Raw genomic sequence first — 19,249 nt, 5'->3', positions numbered from 1 at the left:
CGATACCGATATCCGGCCATGTCCGATCCGCTTCTGCCCGCCCGCTTCGTCACGTCCGACGACGGCCCGTTCGTGGTCGCCGCCGCCCTGTCGCAACGCGCCCCCCGTATCACCGCGCCCCATTCGCATGCGCGCGGCCAGCTCGTCGGCGCGCTGAGCGGGCTCGTGACGATCGGCCTCGACGATCAGGAGTGGGTCGTGCCCGCGATCCACGCGATCTGGATCCCGCCGCACTGCCGGCATTCGCTGCGCTCGTTCGGGCCGATTTCCGGCTGGTCGGCGTTCGTCGCCGAAGCGCGCTGCGCGGCGCTGCCGGCCACGCCGCGTGCGATCCGCACGACGCCGCTGCTGCACGAGGCCGTGCAGCGCGCGGCGAGCTGGGGCGATTCCGAACTGGATGCCGCGCAGACACGGATCGCCGACGTGATCCTCGATGAAATCGCGGCATCGGAAGCCGAGGCGCTGGGGCTGGTGCGACCGCGGGACCCGCGGCTCGTGAAGATCACCGATGCGCTGGCCGCGGATCTCGCGAACGACCGGCGGCTGGAGGAATGGGCCGAATGGGCCGGCATCGGCGCACGGACGATGAGCCGCCGCTTCGTCGCCGAAACCGGGCTGACGTTCGCGCAATGGCGTCAGCAAGCGAGGCTGCTGCGGGCGCTGGAACGCATCGCCGACGGCGTGCCGGTGACGACGATCGCGCTCGATCTCGGATACGACAACGTGAGCGCGTTCATCGACATGTTCCGGCGCGCGCTGGGGACGACGCCGGGGAGATATTTGGCGGGGGGAAGCCAGGCGCAGGGATAGCTGCGGCGATGCGCGCGCATGCAGCCGCACGGCGAAAATCCGGCGGGCGGCAGACAACAACCGCCCGCCGCCGCGTCAATACGTGCCGTCGCCCTTCTTCGCGGCGGCGTCGCCGCCCTTCTTGAACTGCGCCGCAAGCCGCTCCGCGCTCCTCGCCAGCAGCGTCGTATCGACACCGACCGCGACGAACAACGCGCTCGCTTCCAGATAGCGCCGCGCGGCCGCTTCATCCGCGCTCAGGATGCCCGGCGCCTTGCCGGCCGCCTTGATCGCGCGGATCGCGCCGTCGATCGCGGCCTGCACATCGGGGTGGCCTGGATTGCCGAGATGCCCGAGATCGGCGGCCAGATCGGCCGGGCCAATGAACACGCCATCGACACCGTCGACCCGCGCAATCGCATCGATCGCGTCGAGCCCGGCCCGCGTCTCGACCTGCACGAGCACGGCCATCTCGTCGTTCGCGCGATGCAGGTACTCGCCGACGCGATTCCACCGCGATGCGCGCGCGAGCGCGCTGCCGACGCCGCGGATTCCGTGCGGCGGATAACGGGTCGCGGCCACCGCCGCACGCGCCTCGTCCGCGTTCTGCACCATCGGCACGAGCAGCGTTTGCGCGCCGAGATCGAGCACCTGCTTGACGATCACCGGATCGTTCCACGGCACGCGCACGACCGGATGCGACGGATACGGCGCGATCGCCTGCAGTTGCGCGAGGATCGTCGGCACCGTGTTCGGCGCATGCTCGCCGTCGATCAGCAGCCAGTCGAAACCGGCGCCGGCGACCACTTCCGCGCTGTAGGGATTCGCGAGGCCGAGCCACAGGCCGATCTGCGCGTCGCCGCGCGCGAGCGCGGCCTTGAAGACATTCGACGGAATCCGCATCGTCCGCTCACCTCACTCGAAGTAGCACTGGATCGTCCCGAGCGGGCCGTAGTCGACGCTGAACGTATCGCCCGCACGCGCCGCGCAGGGCCGCGTAAACGACCCGCCGAGCACGATCTGCCCAGGCTCCAGCGCGACGTCGAAACGCGACAGCCGGTTCGCGAGCCACGCGACGCCATTCGCCGGATGGTTCAGCACGCCGGCCGCGACACCGGTTTCCTCGACCACGCCGTTGCGCGACATGATCGCCGCGACCCAGCGCAAATCGACGTCCCGCGGGCGCACCGGCCGGCCGCCGATCACGACGCCCGCGTTCGCCGCGTTGTCGGCGATCGTGTCGAACACCTTGCGCGGCCGCTTCGTATCGGGGTCGATCGACTGGCTGCGCGCGTCGATGATCTCGAGCGCCGGCACGACGTAATCGACCGCGTCGTACACGTCGAAGATCGTGCAGTTCGGGCCGGTGAGCCGCTTGCCGAGCACGAACGCGAGTTCGACTTCCACACGCGGCACGATGAAGCGGCCGGTCGGTATCGTGCCGCCGTCCTCGAAGAACATGTCGTCGAGCAGCGCGCCGTAGTCGGGCTCGTCGATCTGCGACGTGTTCTGCATCGCCTTCGACGTGAGGCCGATCTTGTGCCCCTTCAGCGTGCGGCCTTCCGCGAGCTTGAGCGTCACCCACGCGCGCTGGATCGCATACGCGTCGTCGATCGTGATGTCGGGATGGTCGAGCGAGATCTGGCGGATCTGCGTGCGCGCGCGCTCGGCGTCGTGCAGACGGTGCGCGAGCTGGTCGATGATGGCGGGTTCGAGCATGGTCGGATCGATAAATGGGGTTCAGCCGGCCCGCTTGTAGCGGGCGTGAATGTTGTTGTGCTTGTACGAGCCGCTTTCGCTGAACTCGATCAATTCCATCGACAGAGCAAGATAACGCTTCGCGTACAGCTCGGCGAAATGCGCCTTGATCGCGTCGAACAGCGCGTCGCATGCGGCTTGCTTCGTTTCGTCGCTGCGGCCCGCGCCGATCTTCAGCGTCACGTGGACGAACGCGTCGTCCTCCGCGCCGTCGGCGATGCAGTAGTCGTGCAGCTCGATCGCGCGCGAACGAATGCCGCCGGTCGGGAACACGCCGCCCTGCGCGATCAGCGTCGCGTTGATCGTGCGCAGCAGCGCGGGAATGCGTGCGTCGTCGCGGATGTTCGCGGTGTATTCGACGACGATGTGTGGCATGGCAAGTCTCCGGTCGGATTCGAAGTCGTGGTGGGCGGCAATGCTCAGGGCAGCGGGAAGATCGCGTTGATCTGCCCGGTGCCCGAGCTCGCGAAATAGTCGGTGACGATCTCGACGGGCTTGTCGTAGCGATCCCAGCCGAGCAGCCCGAGCAGCATCGCGGTGTCGTGCATGCCGCCTTCGCCATGGCAATGCACGTTGTACTCGGGCAGCATCGCGCAAAACGTCCTGAAATCGCCCTGCTTCCACAGTTCGACCACGCGCAAGTCGACCTGCCGGAAGAATTCGCGGCTGATCTGGTGGATCGATTCCTCGGGGCTGCCGTTGTCGTTGAAGCGGTGCGACAGCGAACCGCTCGCGAGGAACGCGACGTTCGAATCGCTCTTCTCGATCGCTTCGAGCAGCGCCTCGCCGAAGCGCCGGCTCTCGTCGAGTTGATGCCACATGCACCAGCCGGCGATCGACACGACCTTGAAGTGCTGGTCGCCGTTCATGTAGCGCATCGGCACGAGCGTGCCGTACTCGAGCTCGAGGCTGTCGATCTCGTGCGCGCGCGTCGCGATGCCGCGCTCGGTGGCCGTTTCGGCGATCAGCCGGCCGAGCGCCGGGTTGCCCGGGTACGCGTACTGCATGTCGCGGATGAAATGGGGCAACTCGTTGCTCGTATAGGTGCCCGCGAAGCTTGCATTGCAGTTCACGTGATAGCCCGCGTTGACGAGCCAGTGCACGTCCGACACGACGATCGTGTCGACGCCGAGCGCACGGCAGCGCTCACCGATCAGCCGGTGGCCGCGGATCGCCGCATCACGGCAGCCGTGATGCTTACCGGGCAGTTCCGACAGGTACATCGACGGCACGTGCGTGATCTTCGCGGCGAGGGACAGTTTGCCCATCGTTCAAGTCTCCCAGTCGGCCGGAGTTAGCGCTTTAGCGGTTACTCCGGCCCCATGCTTGGCCGGCGTGCCGGCCAAGGAATCGTTCGTTCTTGCGGCGACACCACCCGCTCCCGTCACACGCCCCAGCGCGGAATGTGATGCGAACCCATCGAGATGCACACGTTCTTGATCTCCGCGAACACCTCGAAACTGTACTCGCCGCCCTCGCGCCCGGTGCCCGATTCCTTCACGCCGCCGAACGGCTGGCGCAGGTCGCGCACGTTCTGGCTGTTCACGAACACCATCCCGGCCTCGATGCCGCGCGCGAGCCGATGCACCTTGCCGACGTCCTGCGTCCAGATGTACGACGCGAGGCCGTACGACGTGTCGTTCGCGAGCCGCAGCCCTTCGTCTTCGTCCTCGAACGGGATGATGCACGCGACCGGCCCGAAGATCTCTTCCTGCGCGATGCGCATCCGGTTGTCGACGTCGGCGAATACGGTCGGCCGCACGAAGTTGCCGTTGCGCAGATGGTCGGGCAGCCCGGCCGGCTTGTCGGCGCCGCCCGCGACCACGCGCGCGCCTTCCTGCTCGCCGATGCGGATGTAGCCCGTCACCTTTTCCCAGTGCTGGCGCGTGATCATCGCGCCGAGATTCGTGCCCGGATCCGCTGGATCGCCGACCACCAGGTTGTTCGCGCGGCGTGCGAATTCCTGCACGAAGCGGTCGTAGATCGTGCGCTGCACGAAGATCCGCGAGCCGGCGGTGCAGCGTTCGCCGTTGATCGAGAAGATCGTGAACAGCGACGCGTCGAGCGCGCGGTCGAAATCGGCGTCGTCGAAGATCAGCACCGGCGACTTGCCGCCAAGCTCCATCGAATACTTCTTGAGGCCCGCGCGCTCCATGATCCGCTTGCCGGTGACGGTACCGCCGGTAAACGACACCGCGCGCACGTCCGGATGGCGCACGAGCGCGTCGCCGGCCGTCGCGCCGTAACCCTGCACGACGTTCAGCACGCCCGGCGGGATGCCGGCTTCGAGCGCGAGCCGGCCGAGCTGGTCGGCCGTCAGCGGCGACAGCTCCGACATCTTCAGCACGGCCGTGTTGCCGAGCGCGAGGCACGGCGCCGTCTTCCACGTGGCCGTCATGAACGGCACGTTCCACGGCGACACCAGCGCGCATACGCCGACCGGCTGGTACAGCGTGTAGTTCAGCATCTGGTCGTCGACCGGATAGGTGCGGCCGTTCATCTGCACGCACACTTCCGCGAAAAAGTTGAAGTTCTCCGACGCGCGCGGAATCAGCTGCTTGCTCGTCTGCGCGATCGGCAGGCCGGTGTCCTGCGTCTCCAGCGCGGCGAGCATCGGCACGTTCTTCTCGATGAGCTCGCCGAGCCTGCGCATCAGCTTCGCGCGCTCCTTCGCCGGCGTGTTCGCCCATTTCGGGAACGCTTCCTTCGCCGCGCGCACGGCCGCGTCGACCTCGGCCTCGCCGCCCGACGCGACGTCGGTGATGACTTCACCCGTCGCCGGGTTCAGCGTCGTGAAGGTGTCGCGGCTCTCCACTTCGCGGCCGCCGATCCAGTGCTTGATGGTCATGTGCTCTCCTTCCTTGGGCGACGGCTTCAGCCGGCGCGATAGTAGTCCGCTTCGCCGACGATCGTGTTCACGAGCCGGCCGATCCCTTCGATTTCGGTCACGACCTCGTCGCCCGGCTTCGTGTCGGCCAGCCCCTCGGGCGTGCCGGTCAGGATCAGGTCGCCCGGCGAGAGCGTCATGAAGCTGCTGATGTGCTCGATCAGCGCCGGCACGTCGAACACCATGTCGCGCGTGCTGCCGCGCTGCGTCTCGCGGCCGTTCACCGTCGTGCGCAGCGTGAGGTCGCCCGCGTCGCCGATCTCGTCGCGGCTGACGAACCACGGCCCGAGCGGCGTGCAGGTGTCGCGGTTCTTCACGCGCAGGTTCGGCCGGTAGTAGTTCTCGAGATAGTCGCGGATCGCGTAGTCGTTCGCGACCGTATAGCCGGCCACGTAGTCGATCGCCTGCGCGCGGCTCACGTGGCGCGCGGGCCGGCCGATCACGACGGCCAGTTCGCACTCGTAGTGCATGTGCGCGGCGTCCGCCGGGCGCACGGTCAGCGACCGGTGGCCGATGAACGTGTTCGGCCCCTTCAGGAAAATCAGCGGTTCGCTCGGTGCGTTGAACGCGAGTTCCTTCGCGTGGTCCGCATAGTTCAGCCCGAGCGCGAACGTCGTGCGCGGCGCGACGGGCGGCAGCCATGCCACCGCGTCCTCGGCCACCACGCGCCCCGTATCGAGGCGGATCGCGCCGTCGCCGGCCGGTTCGGCCGCGTGGAGTGCGCCGTTGTAGATCACGCGCGCCGTCTTCATCGTGCTTCCTCCGCCATCAGCGTATGCCGCAACGTGCCGATGCCGGCCGCGGCGATCTCGATCGTGCTGCCCGCGCGGGCACGCGGTGCGCCGCCCGCGACGCCGAGCAGCAGCACGTCGCCCGCGTCGAACGACATGAAGGCCGTCACGTCGGCGATCAGCGCGCGCACCGGGCGAATCAGCGTCGCGGTCGACGCGGCCGCGGCCACCGCGCCGTCGATCCGCACCGTCAGGCCGATCGCGTCGACATCGGCGAGCGCGGCGGCCGGCACGATCGCCGGGCCGAGCGGGCAGAAGCCGTCGCGGCACTTGAAGCGCACGGCCGGGCGGTAGTAATCGGGATGCGGCACCGACACGTCGCTCGCGAGCGTGAAGCCGTGCACGTAGTCGAGCGCGTGCGCGGCCGGCACGCGCGTCGCACGCCGCGCGAACACGACGGCCACCGACGCGCCGATTTCCAGCGCGTCGACGCCGGCCGGCACGACGACGGCGGCGCCGTCGGCCGCATGCGTGTTGGCGGATTTGATGTACAGGATCGGCGCCTGCGGCGGGCGGCCGTAAGGCGGCGCGTTCACGGCGTCGCCGAGCGCGTCGAGCGCCGCGCGCTCGTTGAGCAACGCGCCGTAGACGGTACCGATGGCGACCGGCAACGGCGGCGCCGCGGCGTTCGTGCAAGACAGCTCCATGCGTCGTTCCCCTGCCGCGCGTCGCGGCGCATCGTCAATAGTTAATATCTTAAGTAAACAATCGTGCGCTGGCAACCTCGATTACCCTGATACGCGAAATTCATCAGCTTCGGCTGTTAAGATTGATGCGTCCCCGACCTCTGCCCACCCCGATGAACCGTACGCTCGACCATCGCAACCTGGCCATGCTGCTGCTCGAGGCCCGCGAAACGCTGATGGGTCTGTTTCGCCCCATTCTCAAGGAATTCTCGCTGACCGAACAGCAATGGCGGATCATCCGCGTGCTCGACGGCGAACCGGCGCAGGCGCTCGAAGCCGGGCAGATCGCGAAACGCTGCTGCATCCTGAGCCCGAGCCTGACCGGCGTGCTGGAACGGATGGAGCGCGACGGCCTGATCACGCGCACGCGCGCGCAGGAGGATCAGCGCCGGCTGCTGGTCAGCCTGACGCCGCAAAGCAGGAAACTGGTGACGGAAATCGGTCCGCGCATCGACGAGCAATACCGGCAACTCGAGTCGCGGTTCGGCGAGGACGGGCTCGAGGACATCTACCGCGCGCTCGACCGGCTCATCGAGCTCGGCAGCGACACGTGACGGCGGCGCCCGCTTCCGCGGCCTGCGGGAACGGGCGCCGGTGCGACACGGGCGATCAGTGGAACGCGCCGCGCATCAGCTCGGTCACGGCCACCCCGCGTGACGTGCGCATGCACTCCTCGACGTAATCGATGAACGGCAACGGTTCGAAATCGATTTCATCGCGCACGCGGCGATTGTCGAATACGCGATCGACCGTCGCGAATTCCCCGCAGCGCTGCAGCGCCCGGCCGATCACGCGCTCCAGGGCCGGATCGCGGCGCCCGAGCACGTCGCGCACGACGAGCGGCAGTTCGGCCGGTGCGCATGCGGCGTAGCGCGGCGCCCCGGTCATTCCCGCCGCCTCGTCCATCGCGCGCACGATCTGCGCGACCTGCGGCGCCTCGTCGCCGGCCGACACGTGATAGACGTCGTGCGCGAGCGTCGGCTTGACGGCCAGCAGCATCGTCGCGCGCGCCACGTCGTCCACCGACACGATGTCGATGCGCGTCATCGGCCGCGCGGTGAAGCGGCGCGCCGCATGCGCGAGCCGGAACATCCAGAACGAATTCGGCGCGGGCCGCGTGCCGAGCACCGTGTGGCCGACCACGTGCGACGGCCGCACGACGACGAGCGGCAGCCCGAGCGCGCGCAGGCGCTGCTCCGTTTGCGCCTTCGCGTGCAGGTAGTCGGCCGCGAGCACCGCGCCCGGCAGGCCTTCAGCGCCCGGCGCGGCATCGTTGCCCGTGGCGCGTTCCGCCTCTTCCTGCACGATCCCGCCGCGGCCCGCGTGCGCGTAGGCCGTGCCCACGTACACGAAGCGCTGCAGGCGCGGCGCGCGCGCAAAGCGTTCGGCGAAGCGCACCGCATCGGCGATGTCGGCCTGCAGGTGCGCGCCGTCGGCCGGCGATGCGTGGCCCGCGCAGTGAATCACGTGCGTCGCGCCGGCCAGGCGCGGCGCGTCGGCGCCGTGCCACACGTCGCCGAGCGCGCCGACGATCACGTTCGCTTCGGTCAGGCGCGATGCCCAGTACGGCGCGAGCCCCGCGCGCAGCGCGGCTTCACGCAGCCGCGCGACCGCATGGCCGCGGTCCTGCGCGCGCACGACGCACACCACGCGTTCGAGCAGCCCTGCATTGACGAGCGCCGTCAGCACGGTACTGCCGATGAAGCCCGTGGCGCCGGTCAGCACGAGCCGGCCGACGTTCGCCGCCGCGACCGGCGCGCTGGCCGGCGACACGAGGCTCGTGCGCCAGTTGAGCGACAACGCGGTTTTCCAGATCAGCACGATAGTCTCCTTCGAAGAATCGGCCGGGCGGCGCGGCGCCCGCGGTTGCGGGCCGGCGCACGGCTCAGCGGCCGGGCCGGGGCTGACGCGCGCCCCGGCGGCTCCCGATCGGGCGGACGCCCTGCGATCGCGTCGATCGCGCGCTGGCACGAGGCGGCGGCAGCCGGCGCGGACGGGCGTCCGCGCATGGGATCGGGAAGTGCCCAGTGTGGGGCTCGAACGCGTGCAAGTCTGTCCCGAAAGTTTCGTGAAAGTGTGCAGATTTGTACGCGATTGTCGGAGTGTGTCGTGCCGGCCGCCGCGTCGGAACGCTGAAACGTTCGGTGCGGCCGAGTTCGGGCGGTGCCCGATGGCGTCGGGCGGCCCGATTCGACGGCAGCCGGCGCGCGACAGATCGACGCGGGTGTCCGCCCGTCATCCCATCTCTTGACGGCCGCGCGTGTCCGGCCGGGCGCCGCGATCGCCGCTATCGCCCGTGTGTGCTGACGCATCGGGAATGACCATGCATCATCAGACGTCCTTTCATCTGAAACCGAAATGGACTCAATACGGATTTATTGCGGTTTATCACTTGCGTTTCACACCAGTCTATCTAGACTGTTCAAGTCAAATCGGTCGAACGTTTCAACTTTTCAGGAGAGGATCCAATGCGCCTCACCATTCGGATTAATGGCAGCGAATCGGCAACCCGGCATTCCTTCGCGGTCTTGTGGGTCGATACCGACGAGGGACTGTGGTCGCGCGAGGCACATCAGGGCATCGACCTTCCGACCTGGGGCAAGGTCCGCGACGTGCAGGGCGCGATGGCGCTCTGCGCGGCCGACAGCGGCAATGCCGTCTGTCAATTGAAGGGGCTGTCGTTCGACGCGATGCGGCGCGAACAGGGCCCCGCCGTGCTCGCCGGCGAGCATCCCGCAGGCGCGTGGCGGCTGCAGGCGGTCGATACCTGCACGACCCAGCCGGAATACCGCGAATTTATTTCCGTGGCCCGATAGGTATTATTGACCTGAATCGTCTGCGGTTTTCGGGTTTATTCCGACATCCACGATATTCATTTCGATATTCAGCATGAATGGCGCCTCGGCTCGAGGCGCTTTTCATTTTCGAGATTAAAGAAATAACCGGAGCACGGGCAATTGATCGCGTGCGGGACAATCCCGATCGATCGATGCCGGTCACCCCGTGCCCGGCCTCGGCGCACGGCGAATCGTCCGTGTTTCCCCCGCCGCAGCCGCCGCCGCATTCCGTTACGGCGCCGCCCTGCCCCCTTTTCGCTCCATTCTCGGGATCACCTACCATTCGCCTTTTTGCGGGGCCGGAACATACTTTCCCCACACGTTGTTTACTCATTTATTACAATCGCATTATTCAGACTGACCCGCCGCCGTCCGGCGGCCCGACCCGGCCTTTGCATGAGCGTGAAAAAAAAGACCCACCCCGCCGATCCGTACGCAGCGGCGACCAAGAATCCGATGCTCGCGTCGCGGCTGCCGATGTGGCGCTCTCGGCTGATCGTGGTCGTCGTGTTCCTCGCGTTCGCCGCGTTGATCGCCCGCGCTTTCTGGGTGCAGGTCGCGAACCAGGATTTCTACGTCGGCCAGGGCCAGAAGCGTTACCAGCGCACGATCGAGCTCGACGCGATGCGCGGGCGCATCGTCGACCGCAACGGCGCGATGCTCGCGGTCAGCCTGTCGACCTATGAAATCTGGGCGAACCCGAAACAGGTCGCCGACACCGATTATCCGCAGATCGCGAAGCTGCTCGACATGCCGCTCGTCGAGGTGAAGCGGCGTCTCGGCAACGACAAGACGTTCGTGCTGCTCAAGCGGCAGGTCGATGCGGATACCGCAAGCCGGCTCGACAAGCTCGCGATCGACGGCATCACGCAGATCGCCGATTCGAAACGTTTCTACCCGGAAGGCGAATCGGCCGCGCACGTGGTCGGCTTCACGAACGTCGAGGACAAGGGCCAGGAAGGCGTCGAGCTGGCGGCGAATGCGCGCCTGCAAGGTACGTCCGGCCAGCGCGAGGTGATACGCGATCGGCTCGGCCGCATCGTGTCGGACACGCGCCCGCTCGTGCCCGCGCAGCACGGCGCGACGATCGAACTGACGATCGACCGCCGCATCCAGCAGCTCGCCTTCAGCCAGCTCAAGGCGGCCGTGATCGAAAACAACGCGGTGGCCGGCAGCGTCGTCGTACTCGACGCGCAGAACGGCGAGATTCTCGCGCTCGCGAACTATCCGACCTTCGACCCGAACGATCGCGCCCGCCTCACCGGCCAGCAATTGCGCAACCGCGCGGTGGTGGACACGTTCGAACCGGGCTCGACGATCAAGCCGCTCGTCGTCGCGCTGTCGATCGACGAGCGCAAGGTCACGCCGAACACGATCATCAACACGTCGCCGGGCACCTACAAGATCGGCCCGGCCGTGATCCACGACACATCGAACCACGGGTCGCTGACGGTGTCGCAGGCGCTGCAGAAGTCGAGCAACGTCGCGCTCGCGAAACTCGCGCTGAACCTGCCCGCCGAAACGATCTGGAACAAATACCAGGAATACGGGATCGGCCGCGCGCCGGAACTGACGTTCCCCGGCGTCGCGTCGGGCCGGCTGCGCGGCTACAAGCGTTGGCGGCCGATCGAGCAGGCGACGATGGCGTACGGCTACGGGCTGTCGATGTCGCTGCTGCAGATCGCGCAGACCTACACCGCCTATGCGGGCGACGGCACGCTGCATCCGGTGTCGCTGCTGAAGAACGGCACCGACCAGCAGACGATCGACGCGCACCGCGGCCACCGCGTGACGTCGCCGCAAACGGCCGCCGCGATCCGCTCGATGCTCGAGATGGCGGTGGGTGAAGGCGGCACGGGGCGCCGCGCGCGCGTCGACGGCTACCGGATCGGCGGCAAGACGGGTACCGCGCGCAAGCAGGTCGGCGCGAGCTACGCGAAGGGCAAGTACCGTGCGCTGTTCGCGGGGATGGCACCGATGAGCAACCCGCGCCTGATCGTCGCGGTGATGATCGACGAGCCGCGCGGCAAGGGCTACTACGGCGGCACGGTGGCCGGCCCGGTGTTCGCGTCGGTCACGAGCGGCGCGCTGCAGTTGCTCGGCGTGCCGCCCGATGCACCGGTCGAACCGGAAGAGAATGCGCCGGCGAAGGCCGGCGCGCCGCAGAAGACGGTCGCGGCGCCGAAACCGGCGGCGCCGGCAACGACGGCCGCGCAGTCCACCCGCCCCGCGCCCGCGAAAGTGGCCGCCGCAGGCTGACGAAGCCAGGCGCGCCGCCGCGCGCCGTCAATGCGCGGCCGCGACCGGCTTCGCCATCCGGCCGAGCACGTGCTCGGTCATCCCGCGCGCGAGTTCGGTCTCGCCCATGAACACGGTGCCGATGCCCTCGTTCGACAGCAGCGCGGCCTCGTCGCCGCTGTTCGTGCACAGCACGACCTCGAGCGTCGGGTTGAGCGTGCGCGAGATCTCGACGATCTGCCGCACGTCGAATACGTCGGGCAGCGTGACGACCAGCATCCCGGCGCGCGCGATATGCGCCTGCACGAGCACGATCGGCTCGATCGCGTCGCCCGACACGGCCGCGATGCCGTCCGCGCGCAGCTTCTCGACGAGCTCGCGATTCTGCTCGACGACGACATACGCAATCGAGCGCTCGTCCAGCGCATGCGCGATCCGCGTGCCGACCTTGCCATAGCCGACGATCACGACCTGCCCGGTCAGGTGCGTCTGCGGCGTCGACATCGGCAGCGCGGCGAGCGGATCGTCGCGCGCCTCGAGCTTGCGCGCGAACGCCGAATGCTTGCGGATCCATGCGAGCGCCGGATCGATCATCGCGAACAGCAGCGTGTTCATCGCGATCGAGATCAGCGCGACCGCGAGAATCAGGCTCTGCCCCTCGGCCGACAGCAGCCCGAGCGCGCGGCCGAGCCCCGCGAGGATGAACGAGAATTCGCCGATCTGCGCGAGGCCGGCCCCCACCGTCAGCGCGGTGTTCAGCGGATAGCGGAACGCGATCACGAGCGCGACGGCCGCGAGCGTCTTGCCGATCAGCACGATGCCCGCGACCTCGATCACGTGCAGCGGCTCGTCGAGCAGCACCTTCGGGTCGAACAGCATGCCGACCGAGATGAAGAACAGCACCGAGAACGCATCGCGCAGCGGCAGCGTCTCGTCGGCCGCGCGCCGGCTGAATTCCGATTCGCGCATCATCATCCCGGCGAAGAAGGCGCCGAGCGCGAACGACACGTCGAACAGCTTCGCGGCGCCGAACGCGATGCCGACCGCGGCCGCGATCATGCACAGCGTGAACAGCTCGCGCGAGCCCGTGCGCGCGACGAGCCACAGAATGCGCGGGAACACGCGCTTGCCGACCACCAGCATCAGCGCGATGAACGCGGCGACCTTCAGCATCGTGACGCCGAGCGTGCCCCACACGCTGCCGCCGGCCGCCTGCGCGTCGCCGGGCGGCGTGCCGCCGAGCAGCCCCGCCACCGGCGGCAGCAGCACCAGCACGAGCACCATCACGAGATCCTCGACGACCAGCCAGCCGACCGCGATGCGCCCGTTGACCGTCTCGACGAGCCCGCGCCCCTCGAGCGCGCGCAGCAGCACGACGGTGCTCGCGACCGACAGCGCCAGCCCGAACACGAGCGCCGCACCGAGGCTCCAGCCCCAGGTGAGCGCCAGCCCGCCGCCGAGCAGCGTCGCGACGGTGATCTGCACGATGGCGCCCGGCAGCGCGATCTTGCGCACCGCGAGCAGATCGCCCAGCGAGAAATGCAGGCCGACGCCGAACATCAACAGCATCACGCCGACTTCGGCGAGTTGCTGCGCGAGCGACAGGTCGCCGACGAAGCCGGGCGTGCCGGGCCCGATCACGATCCCGGCGAGCAGATAGCCGACGAGCGGCGGCATTTTCAGCAGCGACGCGAGGTAACCGAAAATCATCGCGAGACCGAAACCGGCCGCGAGCAACGCAATCAGGCTGACGTCATGAGGCATCCCCCCTCCCAAGCTCTTGTAACGATTTAGTAAGGTTCAAGAGTGAAAGGATACGGGATGAGGCGGAAGAATGGCGCGCGGCCGCGAAAATTTCACGCGGCGGCGCGGGTTGGCGGGGCGCGACCCCGGCGAAGACCGAGGCGTCACGGGCCCGGTCACGCATCGACGCGGACCGGGTGACGGGCGGGGCCGGCGCCCCGCCGCCGCGCCGTCAGCGGGACGCTTGCGGGAACCGCGCGCCCGGCGGCGGCTCGGGCCGCGTCGACGGCACGCTCTTGCGCACCTTCGCGACCTGCGCGGCCGTCACCGGCGCACCCGTGTTGCCCCAGCTCGTGCGCACGAAGTTCGACACGTCCGCGACTTCCTGATCCGACAGGCGCCAGCCGAACGGCGGCATCGTGAAGGTCGACGGCGCGGTGCGCGTGCCCTGCAGCGCGCTGCCTTCCAGCACGACGTGAATCAGCGACGTCGGATCGTCGCCCTGCACCACCGGGTTGCCGGCGAGCGCCGGGAACACGCGCGTGTAGCCGTGGCCGTCGCTGCGGTGGCAGGCCATGCAGTTGTCGCGATAGACGGCCGCGCCCGGCTTGCTCGCGTCGCCCATCTGCAGCGCCTTCGCCGCGGCCGCGTCGTACACGTGCGGCTGCTCGCCCTGCACGCGCGGCGGCAGCGTCTTCAGGTAGCGCGCGATCGCGTTCAGATCGTCGTCGGTCATGTGCTGCATGCTGTGGCCGACCACGTCCGTCATCCCGCCGAACGCGGCCGTGCGCAGCGTACGGCCCGTCTTCAGGAACTGTACGATCTCGGTTTCGCTCCACGTGCCGAGGCCCGTGCGCGGCTCGCCGCGCAGGCTCGTCGGCACCCAGCCGTCGATCGCCGCGCCGCCGGCCAGGAAGTCGAGGCCGTCCGCGTCGGTCAGCCCGCGCTCCTGCATCGTCGGCGCGCGCGGCGTGTGGCACGCGCCGCAGTGGCCGAGGCCCTGCACGAGATACGCGCCGCGTGCGACCGCCGGGTCGCTGTACGACGCCGCGTCGAACGGCTTCGGCGACGGCGCGAACATCTTGCGCCAGATGCCGAGCGGCCAGCGCATCGACAGCGGCCACACGATGTCGACCGCGCGGTTCTCGTGCTCGACCGGCGCGACGCCGTGCATGAAGTATGCGTACAGCGCCTTCATGTCGTCGTCGGTCAGCCGCGAATACGACGGGAACGGCATCGCCGGATACATCGTGTCGCCGTTCTTGCGCACGCCTTCGCGCACCGCGCGGGTGAAGTCCTCGTAAGTCCAGCCGCCGAGGCCCGTCTTCGGATCCGGCGTGATGTTCGTCGAGTAGATCGCGCCGATCGGCGTGTCGAACTTCAGGCCGCCCGCGAACGGCTTGCCGCCGCTCGCGGTGTGGCATGCGATGCAGTCGCCGGCGCGGGCGAGGTATTCGCCGCGCTTGATCAGGGCCGCGTCGGCGGATTGGGCGGCCGGTGCGACCGCCGGGCCGGAGGCTGCTGCGGGGGCCGCCGGTTGCGCAAGCGCCGCCGAGCCCGCGAAGCCGAACGCGGCCCAGGCTGCACCGGCCGCCAGCGCGCGCGACATCCGGCGCGCGACGTTGTGGTTCATCGTCCTCTTCATGCGGTCACCAGCGGGGCGGGATTTTTCAGGTACTGCTCGCGGATCGCACGTGCCGACCAGTAGGCCAGCGCCGCGATGATCCCGGTCGGGTTGTAGCCGATGCCCTGCGGCAGCGCGGACGCGCCCATCACGAACACGTTGTGCACGTCCCAGCACTGCAGGTAGCGGTTCAGCACGCTCGTCTTCGGGTCGGTGCCCATGATCGCGCCGCCGACGAGATGGGTGGTCTGGTACTGGCGCGAGTCGAAGTGCTTGCCGAACTCGCGCGTCGACACGCCGATCGCCTTCGGCCCCATCGCCTCCGCGATCTTCTTCATCTGCCCGGTCACGTACTGCGCCATCCTGATGTCGTTGTCCTTCCAGTCGAACGTCATCCGCAACAGCGGCTGGCCGTACGAATCGCGATAGGTCGGATCGAGGTCGAGATACACGTCGCGGTACGACATGTTGGTGCCATGCGCGTCCATCGAGATCGTGTGCGCGTAGTTGTCCTTAACGGCCTTCTTCCATGCCGAGCCCCATTGCGGCGTGCCGGGCGGCGTCGCGATGCCGCTGATCGGCTTCACGCCGGCCTGGTTCACCCACAGCGGCGAGCCGCCGACGAAGCCGAGCGGGCCGTGGTCGAAGTTGTCCGCGTTGAAATCGTCCACCGCGACGCCGTTGCCGCCCGCGCCGATGAACGGATTCGTGTAGGTGTCCTTGTCGAAGAACGCCTTGATCGTCGACAGGTTCTGGTACGCGAAATTGCGGCCGACCACACCTTCGCCCGAGATCGGATCGTACGGCTTGCCGATGCCCGACAGCAGCAGCAGGTGCACGTTGTGATACTGGAACGCGGCCACGATCACGAGATCGGCCGGCTGGTGCACTTCACGCCCGGCCGGATCGACGTAGGTCACGCCGGTCGCGCGCTTCTTCGTGTCGTCGAGATCGACGCGCAGCACGTGGCACTTCGAGCGCAGCTCGAAGTTCGGCGCCTGCTTCAGCGCCGGCAGGATGTTCAGGTTCGGCGACGCCTTCGAATACATGTAGCACGCGTAGCCGCTGCAATATCCACAGAAGTTGCACGGGCCCATCTGCACGCCGTACGGGTTCGTGTACGGGCCCGACGTGTTCGCGGACGGCAGCCGGTACGGATGCAGGCCGAGCGAGCGGGCCGCATCGAAGAAGCGCTGCGCCGAATACGTATTGAGCTGCGCGGGCAGCGGGAAGTGGTCGCTGCGGTTGGCCTCGAACACGTTGCCGTCGCCGACCACCTTGCCGCCGACCTTGTACGCCTGCCCCGACGTGCCGAACACCTTCTCGGCGAAATCGAAATGCGGCTCGAGCTCCTCGTAGGTCACGCCCGTGTCCTGGATCGTCATCCCTTCGGGGATGAACTTCTTGCCGTAGCGCTCTTCGTAGTGGCTGCGCAGGCGCAGCTCTTCCGGCGTGATCCGGAAGTGCACGCCCGACCAGTGCAGCCCCGCGCCGCCCACGCCTTCGCCCGGCAGGAACGCGGCGAGCTGCCGGTACGGCAGCGCGGTGTCCTGCAGCCCGTGGCGAATCGACACGGTCGTCTTCGACAGGTCGAGAAACAGCTTCTTGCGGATGTTGTAGGTCAGCTCGTCGATCGTGTTCGGGTACGCGCCGTCCGGGTAGGTGTCGCGATATTCGCCGCGCTCGAGCGCGACGACGTTCAAACCGGCTTCGGTCAGTTCCTTCGCGAGAATCGCGCCGGTCCAGCCGAACCCGACGATCACCGCGTCGACATGCGGCTTCTTGTCTGCGGCCATCAGCTGCGCTCCCCGTTGATCGAGACGGGGCCGTACGGATAGGGCTTGCCGCTCTGGTTGACGAAATCCATGAAGTCCGCGCGCGCGCCCGGGAAACCGATCATCTTCCACGCGGCCATGTCGCGATTGCCGCCATGCACCGGATCGCAGAAGTAGCCCTCGCGCGTGTTCTGCAGCAACTGGCCGAGAAACACGCCGGGCGGCACGTCGTCGATCTGCGCGCCGCCCTTCTCCAGCGCGCCGAGCACCGTGTCGCGCGTCGGCGCGTCGAGATCCGCGAACGCCTTGCCGTGCGCCTTTTCGCAATAGCGGTTGACGGCCGCGATGCCGAGCCGGTAGATGTCGCGCGGCACGAGCTTCAACTGGTAGCCGAGCTCAGGCACGCCCTGCTGGAACGGCCCCTGCATGTACCACGTCGCGCCGTGCGCATACGGTGTCTCCATCTGGCGATCGATGAATTCGGGCACGCCGGCTTCGAGCGCGCCGGGGCCTTCGGCATCGGCCGGAATCAGCCGGTCGACGGCGGCCTGGACGAACGCCCATTCCTTCGCATCGAAAAAGGTCGGCTTGTACGGCGCGCGCTCGGCGCCGGCCGACGCGGCGGATGCATTGCCAGCCGTCGTCGCGGACGGCGACGACGAGCGCAGGTCGCAGCCGGCGACCGACGCGATCGGCACGAGCGCGACCGACGTGCGCAGGAAACGGCGACGCGAATTGGGTTTGTCAGGTGGCGTGGACATGGTCGGATGTTGATCGTTGGGGATCGGGGTTCGGACGCGCGCATTCCGCATGCCGCGTGCCCGGCAGGCAGCCGTGCCGCACGCGGCCGGTCGCCCTGTTCTTTCGTGTGTTGCGCACAACCTCGATTGCAGGCGCCCGGCCGCGAGCCGCGGTGGCGCCGTCATTGCAGCCGCACCCCGCCCCGGTACCGGTGGCGCTGTGCGGATCGACCTCTTCGCGGGCCCTATCGTCGGACAAATACCGGCATCAGCCTGCATCTCTCCGTCATCGCCCATGACCCTTGTTCAACTTAGACGTCACGTCTGCCCACCGCAAGCGCAACGTGCACGACCCTCTTTCGGGTCCGGCGACGAGTGCGGCGAATTATATATGGAACCGGTTCCATTACTAGAGGGATCGATGCAATTCAGTGCATCGAAATCAGCAATAATGGGAAATTGAGAAGCCGGAATGTGCAAGGATGGGAAGACGGCGGACGGCGCTGGCCGTCGGCGCGCGCTACGGCGTGCCCGTGATCCTCGAAGTCCATGCGCGGCGCATGCACCGGCAGGGCCATGCGTTCTTCGTCGCCGAAAACGGTGTCTGGCTGACCGATGCCGTGCCGGCCGAATATCTCGAGTTGATCGATACGCGCGCCGAGTGAGCCGTGCGCCAGTCGCCATTCACCACGGCCAGAACATCGACGCGATCGACAACGCCAACGCCGCGCACAGCGGCGAGTAATACAGCGTGTCCATCCGCGCGAAACGCGACCCGCGGATCCGCTTGGAGAAGCCGACGTAGCGGAAATCGCCGACGGCCCGCACCGCGAAGATCAATGCGAGCGCAACGGTCGCGAACGCGATCGTGCATGGATACGCGTTGCGCCCGAGCCAGCCGGCACGCACGGCGACCACGCACGCGCCGCCCAGCAGGGCGGCCGCGACGGCAAGCGTGCCGACGGCGGTCGGCCGCAACAGCGGTACGCCGTCCTGCTCCGGAATGGCCGCACGCTTGCCCAGCCGCCCGCCGAACGCCCAGTAGACGTGCACGAGCGCGAGGGCGCAAAGCGTCGGCACGCTGAAATACGCACCGGTCATGTCGATCGATGTCCTCGTGTCGTTGTCTCGTCGTCTTGCCGAAAAACGTTCGGCCCGCGACACGCATGACGATACCGAAACCCGATCACGCGCGCATTGCGACGTCCGGTCGCAACCGGCGGCCGCGCATGCTGCGTCGCAGTGCGCATGCATTGCGCGCATGCCGCACGCTTGACTTCCCTCCGCGCGCTACTACGCTGTTATTCCAGTACTGCGGTCGGCACGCCGCCGCGCAACCGGCTGCGCGCCCGCACGACGACGATAACGAAGGCCATGGAGG

18 protein-coding genes are annotated in these 19,249 nt (G+C 68.1%); 5 read left to right on the top strand and 13 right to left on the bottom strand.

Annotated elements, in window-relative coordinates:
- The first annotated feature begins 18 nt into the window (after positions 1 to 18).
- Positions 19 to 810, top strand: coding sequence for a helix-turn-helix domain-containing protein (locus CFB35_RS21735; RefSeq protein WP_059574585.1), 792 nt, complete (start codon positions 19 to 21; stop codon positions 808 to 810).
- A 75-nt stretch (positions 811 to 885) separates the two neighbouring features.
- On the opposite strand, the gene hpaI is transcribed toward CFB35_RS21735, so the two are convergent.
- The 7 genes from hpaI to CFB35_RS21700 all read right to left on the bottom strand — a co-directional run bounded on the left by hpaI (position 886) and on the right by CFB35_RS21700 (position 6,872).
- Complete coding sequence (gene hpaI / locus CFB35_RS21730) at positions 886 to 1,692, bottom strand: 4-hydroxy-2-oxoheptanedioate aldolase (RefSeq protein ID WP_059574587.1); 807 nt, start codon at positions 1,690 to 1,692, stop codon at positions 886 to 888.
- A 12-nt stretch (positions 1,693 to 1,704) separates the two neighbouring features.
- Positions 1,705 to 2,508, bottom strand: a complete 804-nt coding sequence (gene hpaH / locus CFB35_RS21725; protein WP_059574589.1) for a 2-oxo-hept-4-ene-1,7-dioate hydratase — start codon at positions 2,506 to 2,508, stop codon at positions 1,705 to 1,707.
- A gap of 21 nt (positions 2,509 to 2,529) precedes the next feature.
- Positions 2,530 to 2,922, bottom strand: coding sequence for a 5-carboxymethyl-2-hydroxymuconate Delta-isomerase (locus CFB35_RS21720; protein ID WP_059574592.1), 393 nt, complete (start codon positions 2,920 to 2,922; stop codon positions 2,530 to 2,532).
- A 44-nt stretch (positions 2,923 to 2,966) separates the two neighbouring features.
- Positions 2,967 to 3,815, bottom strand: a complete 849-nt coding sequence (gene hpaD, locus CFB35_RS21715) for a 3,4-dihydroxyphenylacetate 2,3-dioxygenase (protein WP_059574594.1) — start codon at positions 3,813 to 3,815, stop codon at positions 2,967 to 2,969.
- Positions 3,816 to 3,931: 116 nt separating this feature from the next.
- A complete protein-coding gene (gene hpaE / locus CFB35_RS21710) occupies positions 3,932 to 5,395 on the bottom strand; it encodes a 5-carboxymethyl-2-hydroxymuconate semialdehyde dehydrogenase (RefSeq protein ID WP_059574595.1) in 1,464 nt (487 codons plus the stop codon).
- Between the two features lie 26 nt (positions 5,396 to 5,421).
- Complete coding sequence (locus tag CFB35_RS21705; RefSeq protein WP_089465553.1) at positions 5,422 to 6,186, bottom strand: fumarylacetoacetate hydrolase family protein; 765 nt, start codon at positions 6,184 to 6,186, stop codon at positions 5,422 to 5,424.
- A complete protein-coding gene (locus tag CFB35_RS21700) occupies positions 6,183 to 6,872 on the bottom strand; it encodes a fumarylacetoacetate hydrolase family protein (protein ID WP_059574599.1) in 690 nt (229 codons plus the stop codon). Before CFB35_RS21700 ends, CFB35_RS21705 begins: the two co-directional genes overlap by 4 nt.
- Positions 6,873 to 7,024: 152 nt before the next feature.
- Between CFB35_RS21700 and hpaR the strand changes: the two genes are divergently transcribed.
- A complete protein-coding gene (gene hpaR, locus CFB35_RS21695; RefSeq protein ID WP_089465552.1) occupies positions 7,025 to 7,465 on the top strand; it encodes a homoprotocatechuate degradation operon regulator HpaR in 441 nt (146 codons plus the stop codon).
- Positions 7,466 to 7,520: 55 nt separating this feature from the next.
- On the opposite strand, the gene CFB35_RS21690 is transcribed toward hpaR, so the two are convergent.
- Complete coding sequence (locus CFB35_RS21690) at positions 7,521 to 8,732, bottom strand: SDR family oxidoreductase (RefSeq protein ID WP_089465551.1); 1,212 nt, start codon at positions 8,730 to 8,732, stop codon at positions 7,521 to 7,523.
- A 647-nt stretch (positions 8,733 to 9,379) separates the two neighbouring features.
- Between CFB35_RS21690 and CFB35_RS21685 the strand changes: the two genes are divergently transcribed.
- Both CFB35_RS21685 and CFB35_RS21680 read left to right on the top strand, forming a co-directional pair.
- Positions 9,380 to 9,727, top strand: a complete 348-nt coding sequence (locus CFB35_RS21685) for a DUF3564 family protein (RefSeq protein ID WP_059574605.1) — start codon at positions 9,380 to 9,382, stop codon at positions 9,725 to 9,727.
- Positions 9,728 to 10,144: 417 nt separating this feature from the next.
- Positions 10,145 to 12,007: a penicillin-binding protein 2 gene (locus tag CFB35_RS21680; protein ID WP_059574607.1), complete on the top strand. Its 1,863-nt coding sequence runs from the start codon at positions 10,145 to 10,147 to the stop codon at positions 12,005 to 12,007.
- Between the two features lie 27 nt (positions 12,008 to 12,034).
- Here CFB35_RS21680 and CFB35_RS21675 read toward each other — a convergent pair whose 3' ends face one another.
- The 4 genes from CFB35_RS21675 to CFB35_RS21660 all read right to left on the bottom strand — a co-directional run bounded on the left by CFB35_RS21675 (position 12,035) and on the right by CFB35_RS21660 (position 17,889).
- The gene (locus CFB35_RS21675) at positions 12,035 to 13,750 is read right to left on the bottom strand and encodes a cation:proton antiporter (RefSeq protein WP_059574609.1); all 1,716 of its coding nucleotides are present in this window, start codon (positions 13,748 to 13,750) and stop codon (positions 12,035 to 12,037) included.
- Between the two features lie 211 nt (positions 13,751 to 13,961).
- Entirely contained in the window at positions 13,962 to 15,374 is a 1,413-nt protein-coding gene (locus tag CFB35_RS21670; RefSeq protein WP_059574611.1) for a cytochrome c, read from the bottom strand.
- Positions 15,371 to 17,149, bottom strand: a complete 1,779-nt coding sequence (locus CFB35_RS21665; protein ID WP_059574613.1) for a GMC family oxidoreductase — start codon at positions 17,147 to 17,149, stop codon at positions 15,371 to 15,373. The genes CFB35_RS21670 and CFB35_RS21665 overlap by 4 nt, the downstream gene beginning before the upstream one ends.
- A complete protein-coding gene (locus tag CFB35_RS21660; RefSeq protein WP_059574615.1) occupies positions 17,149 to 17,889 on the bottom strand; it encodes a gluconate 2-dehydrogenase subunit 3 family protein in 741 nt (246 codons plus the stop codon). The genes CFB35_RS21665 and CFB35_RS21660 overlap by 1 nt, the downstream gene beginning before the upstream one ends.
- Positions 17,890 to 18,350: 461 nt before the next feature.
- Here CFB35_RS21660 and CFB35_RS21650 point away from each other — a divergent pair, with 461 nt between their 5' ends.
- Positions 18,351 to 18,533 carry an RNA 2'-phosphotransferase gene (locus CFB35_RS21650; protein WP_059574617.1) on the top strand — a complete coding sequence of 61 codons (183 nt, stop codon included), beginning with the start codon at positions 18,351 to 18,353 and terminating at the stop codon, positions 18,531 to 18,533.
- Positions 18,534 to 18,552: 19 nt separating this feature from the next.
- On the opposite strand, the gene CFB35_RS21645 is transcribed toward CFB35_RS21650, so the two are convergent.
- Entirely contained in the window at positions 18,553 to 18,969 is a 417-nt protein-coding gene (locus tag CFB35_RS21645) for a DUF3995 domain-containing protein (RefSeq protein ID WP_059574619.1), read from the bottom strand.
- Between the last annotated feature and the right edge of the window lie 280 nt (positions 18,970 to 19,249).

It is taken from the genome of Burkholderia sp. AU16482 (genome assembly GCF_002223285.1).
Classification (GTDB): Bacteria; Pseudomonadota; Gammaproteobacteria; order Burkholderiales; family Burkholderiaceae; genus Burkholderia; species Burkholderia semiarida.
The sequence above is the reverse complement of the archived record's forward strand: the minus strand, read 5'-3'. Positions and strand labels throughout refer to the sequence as shown.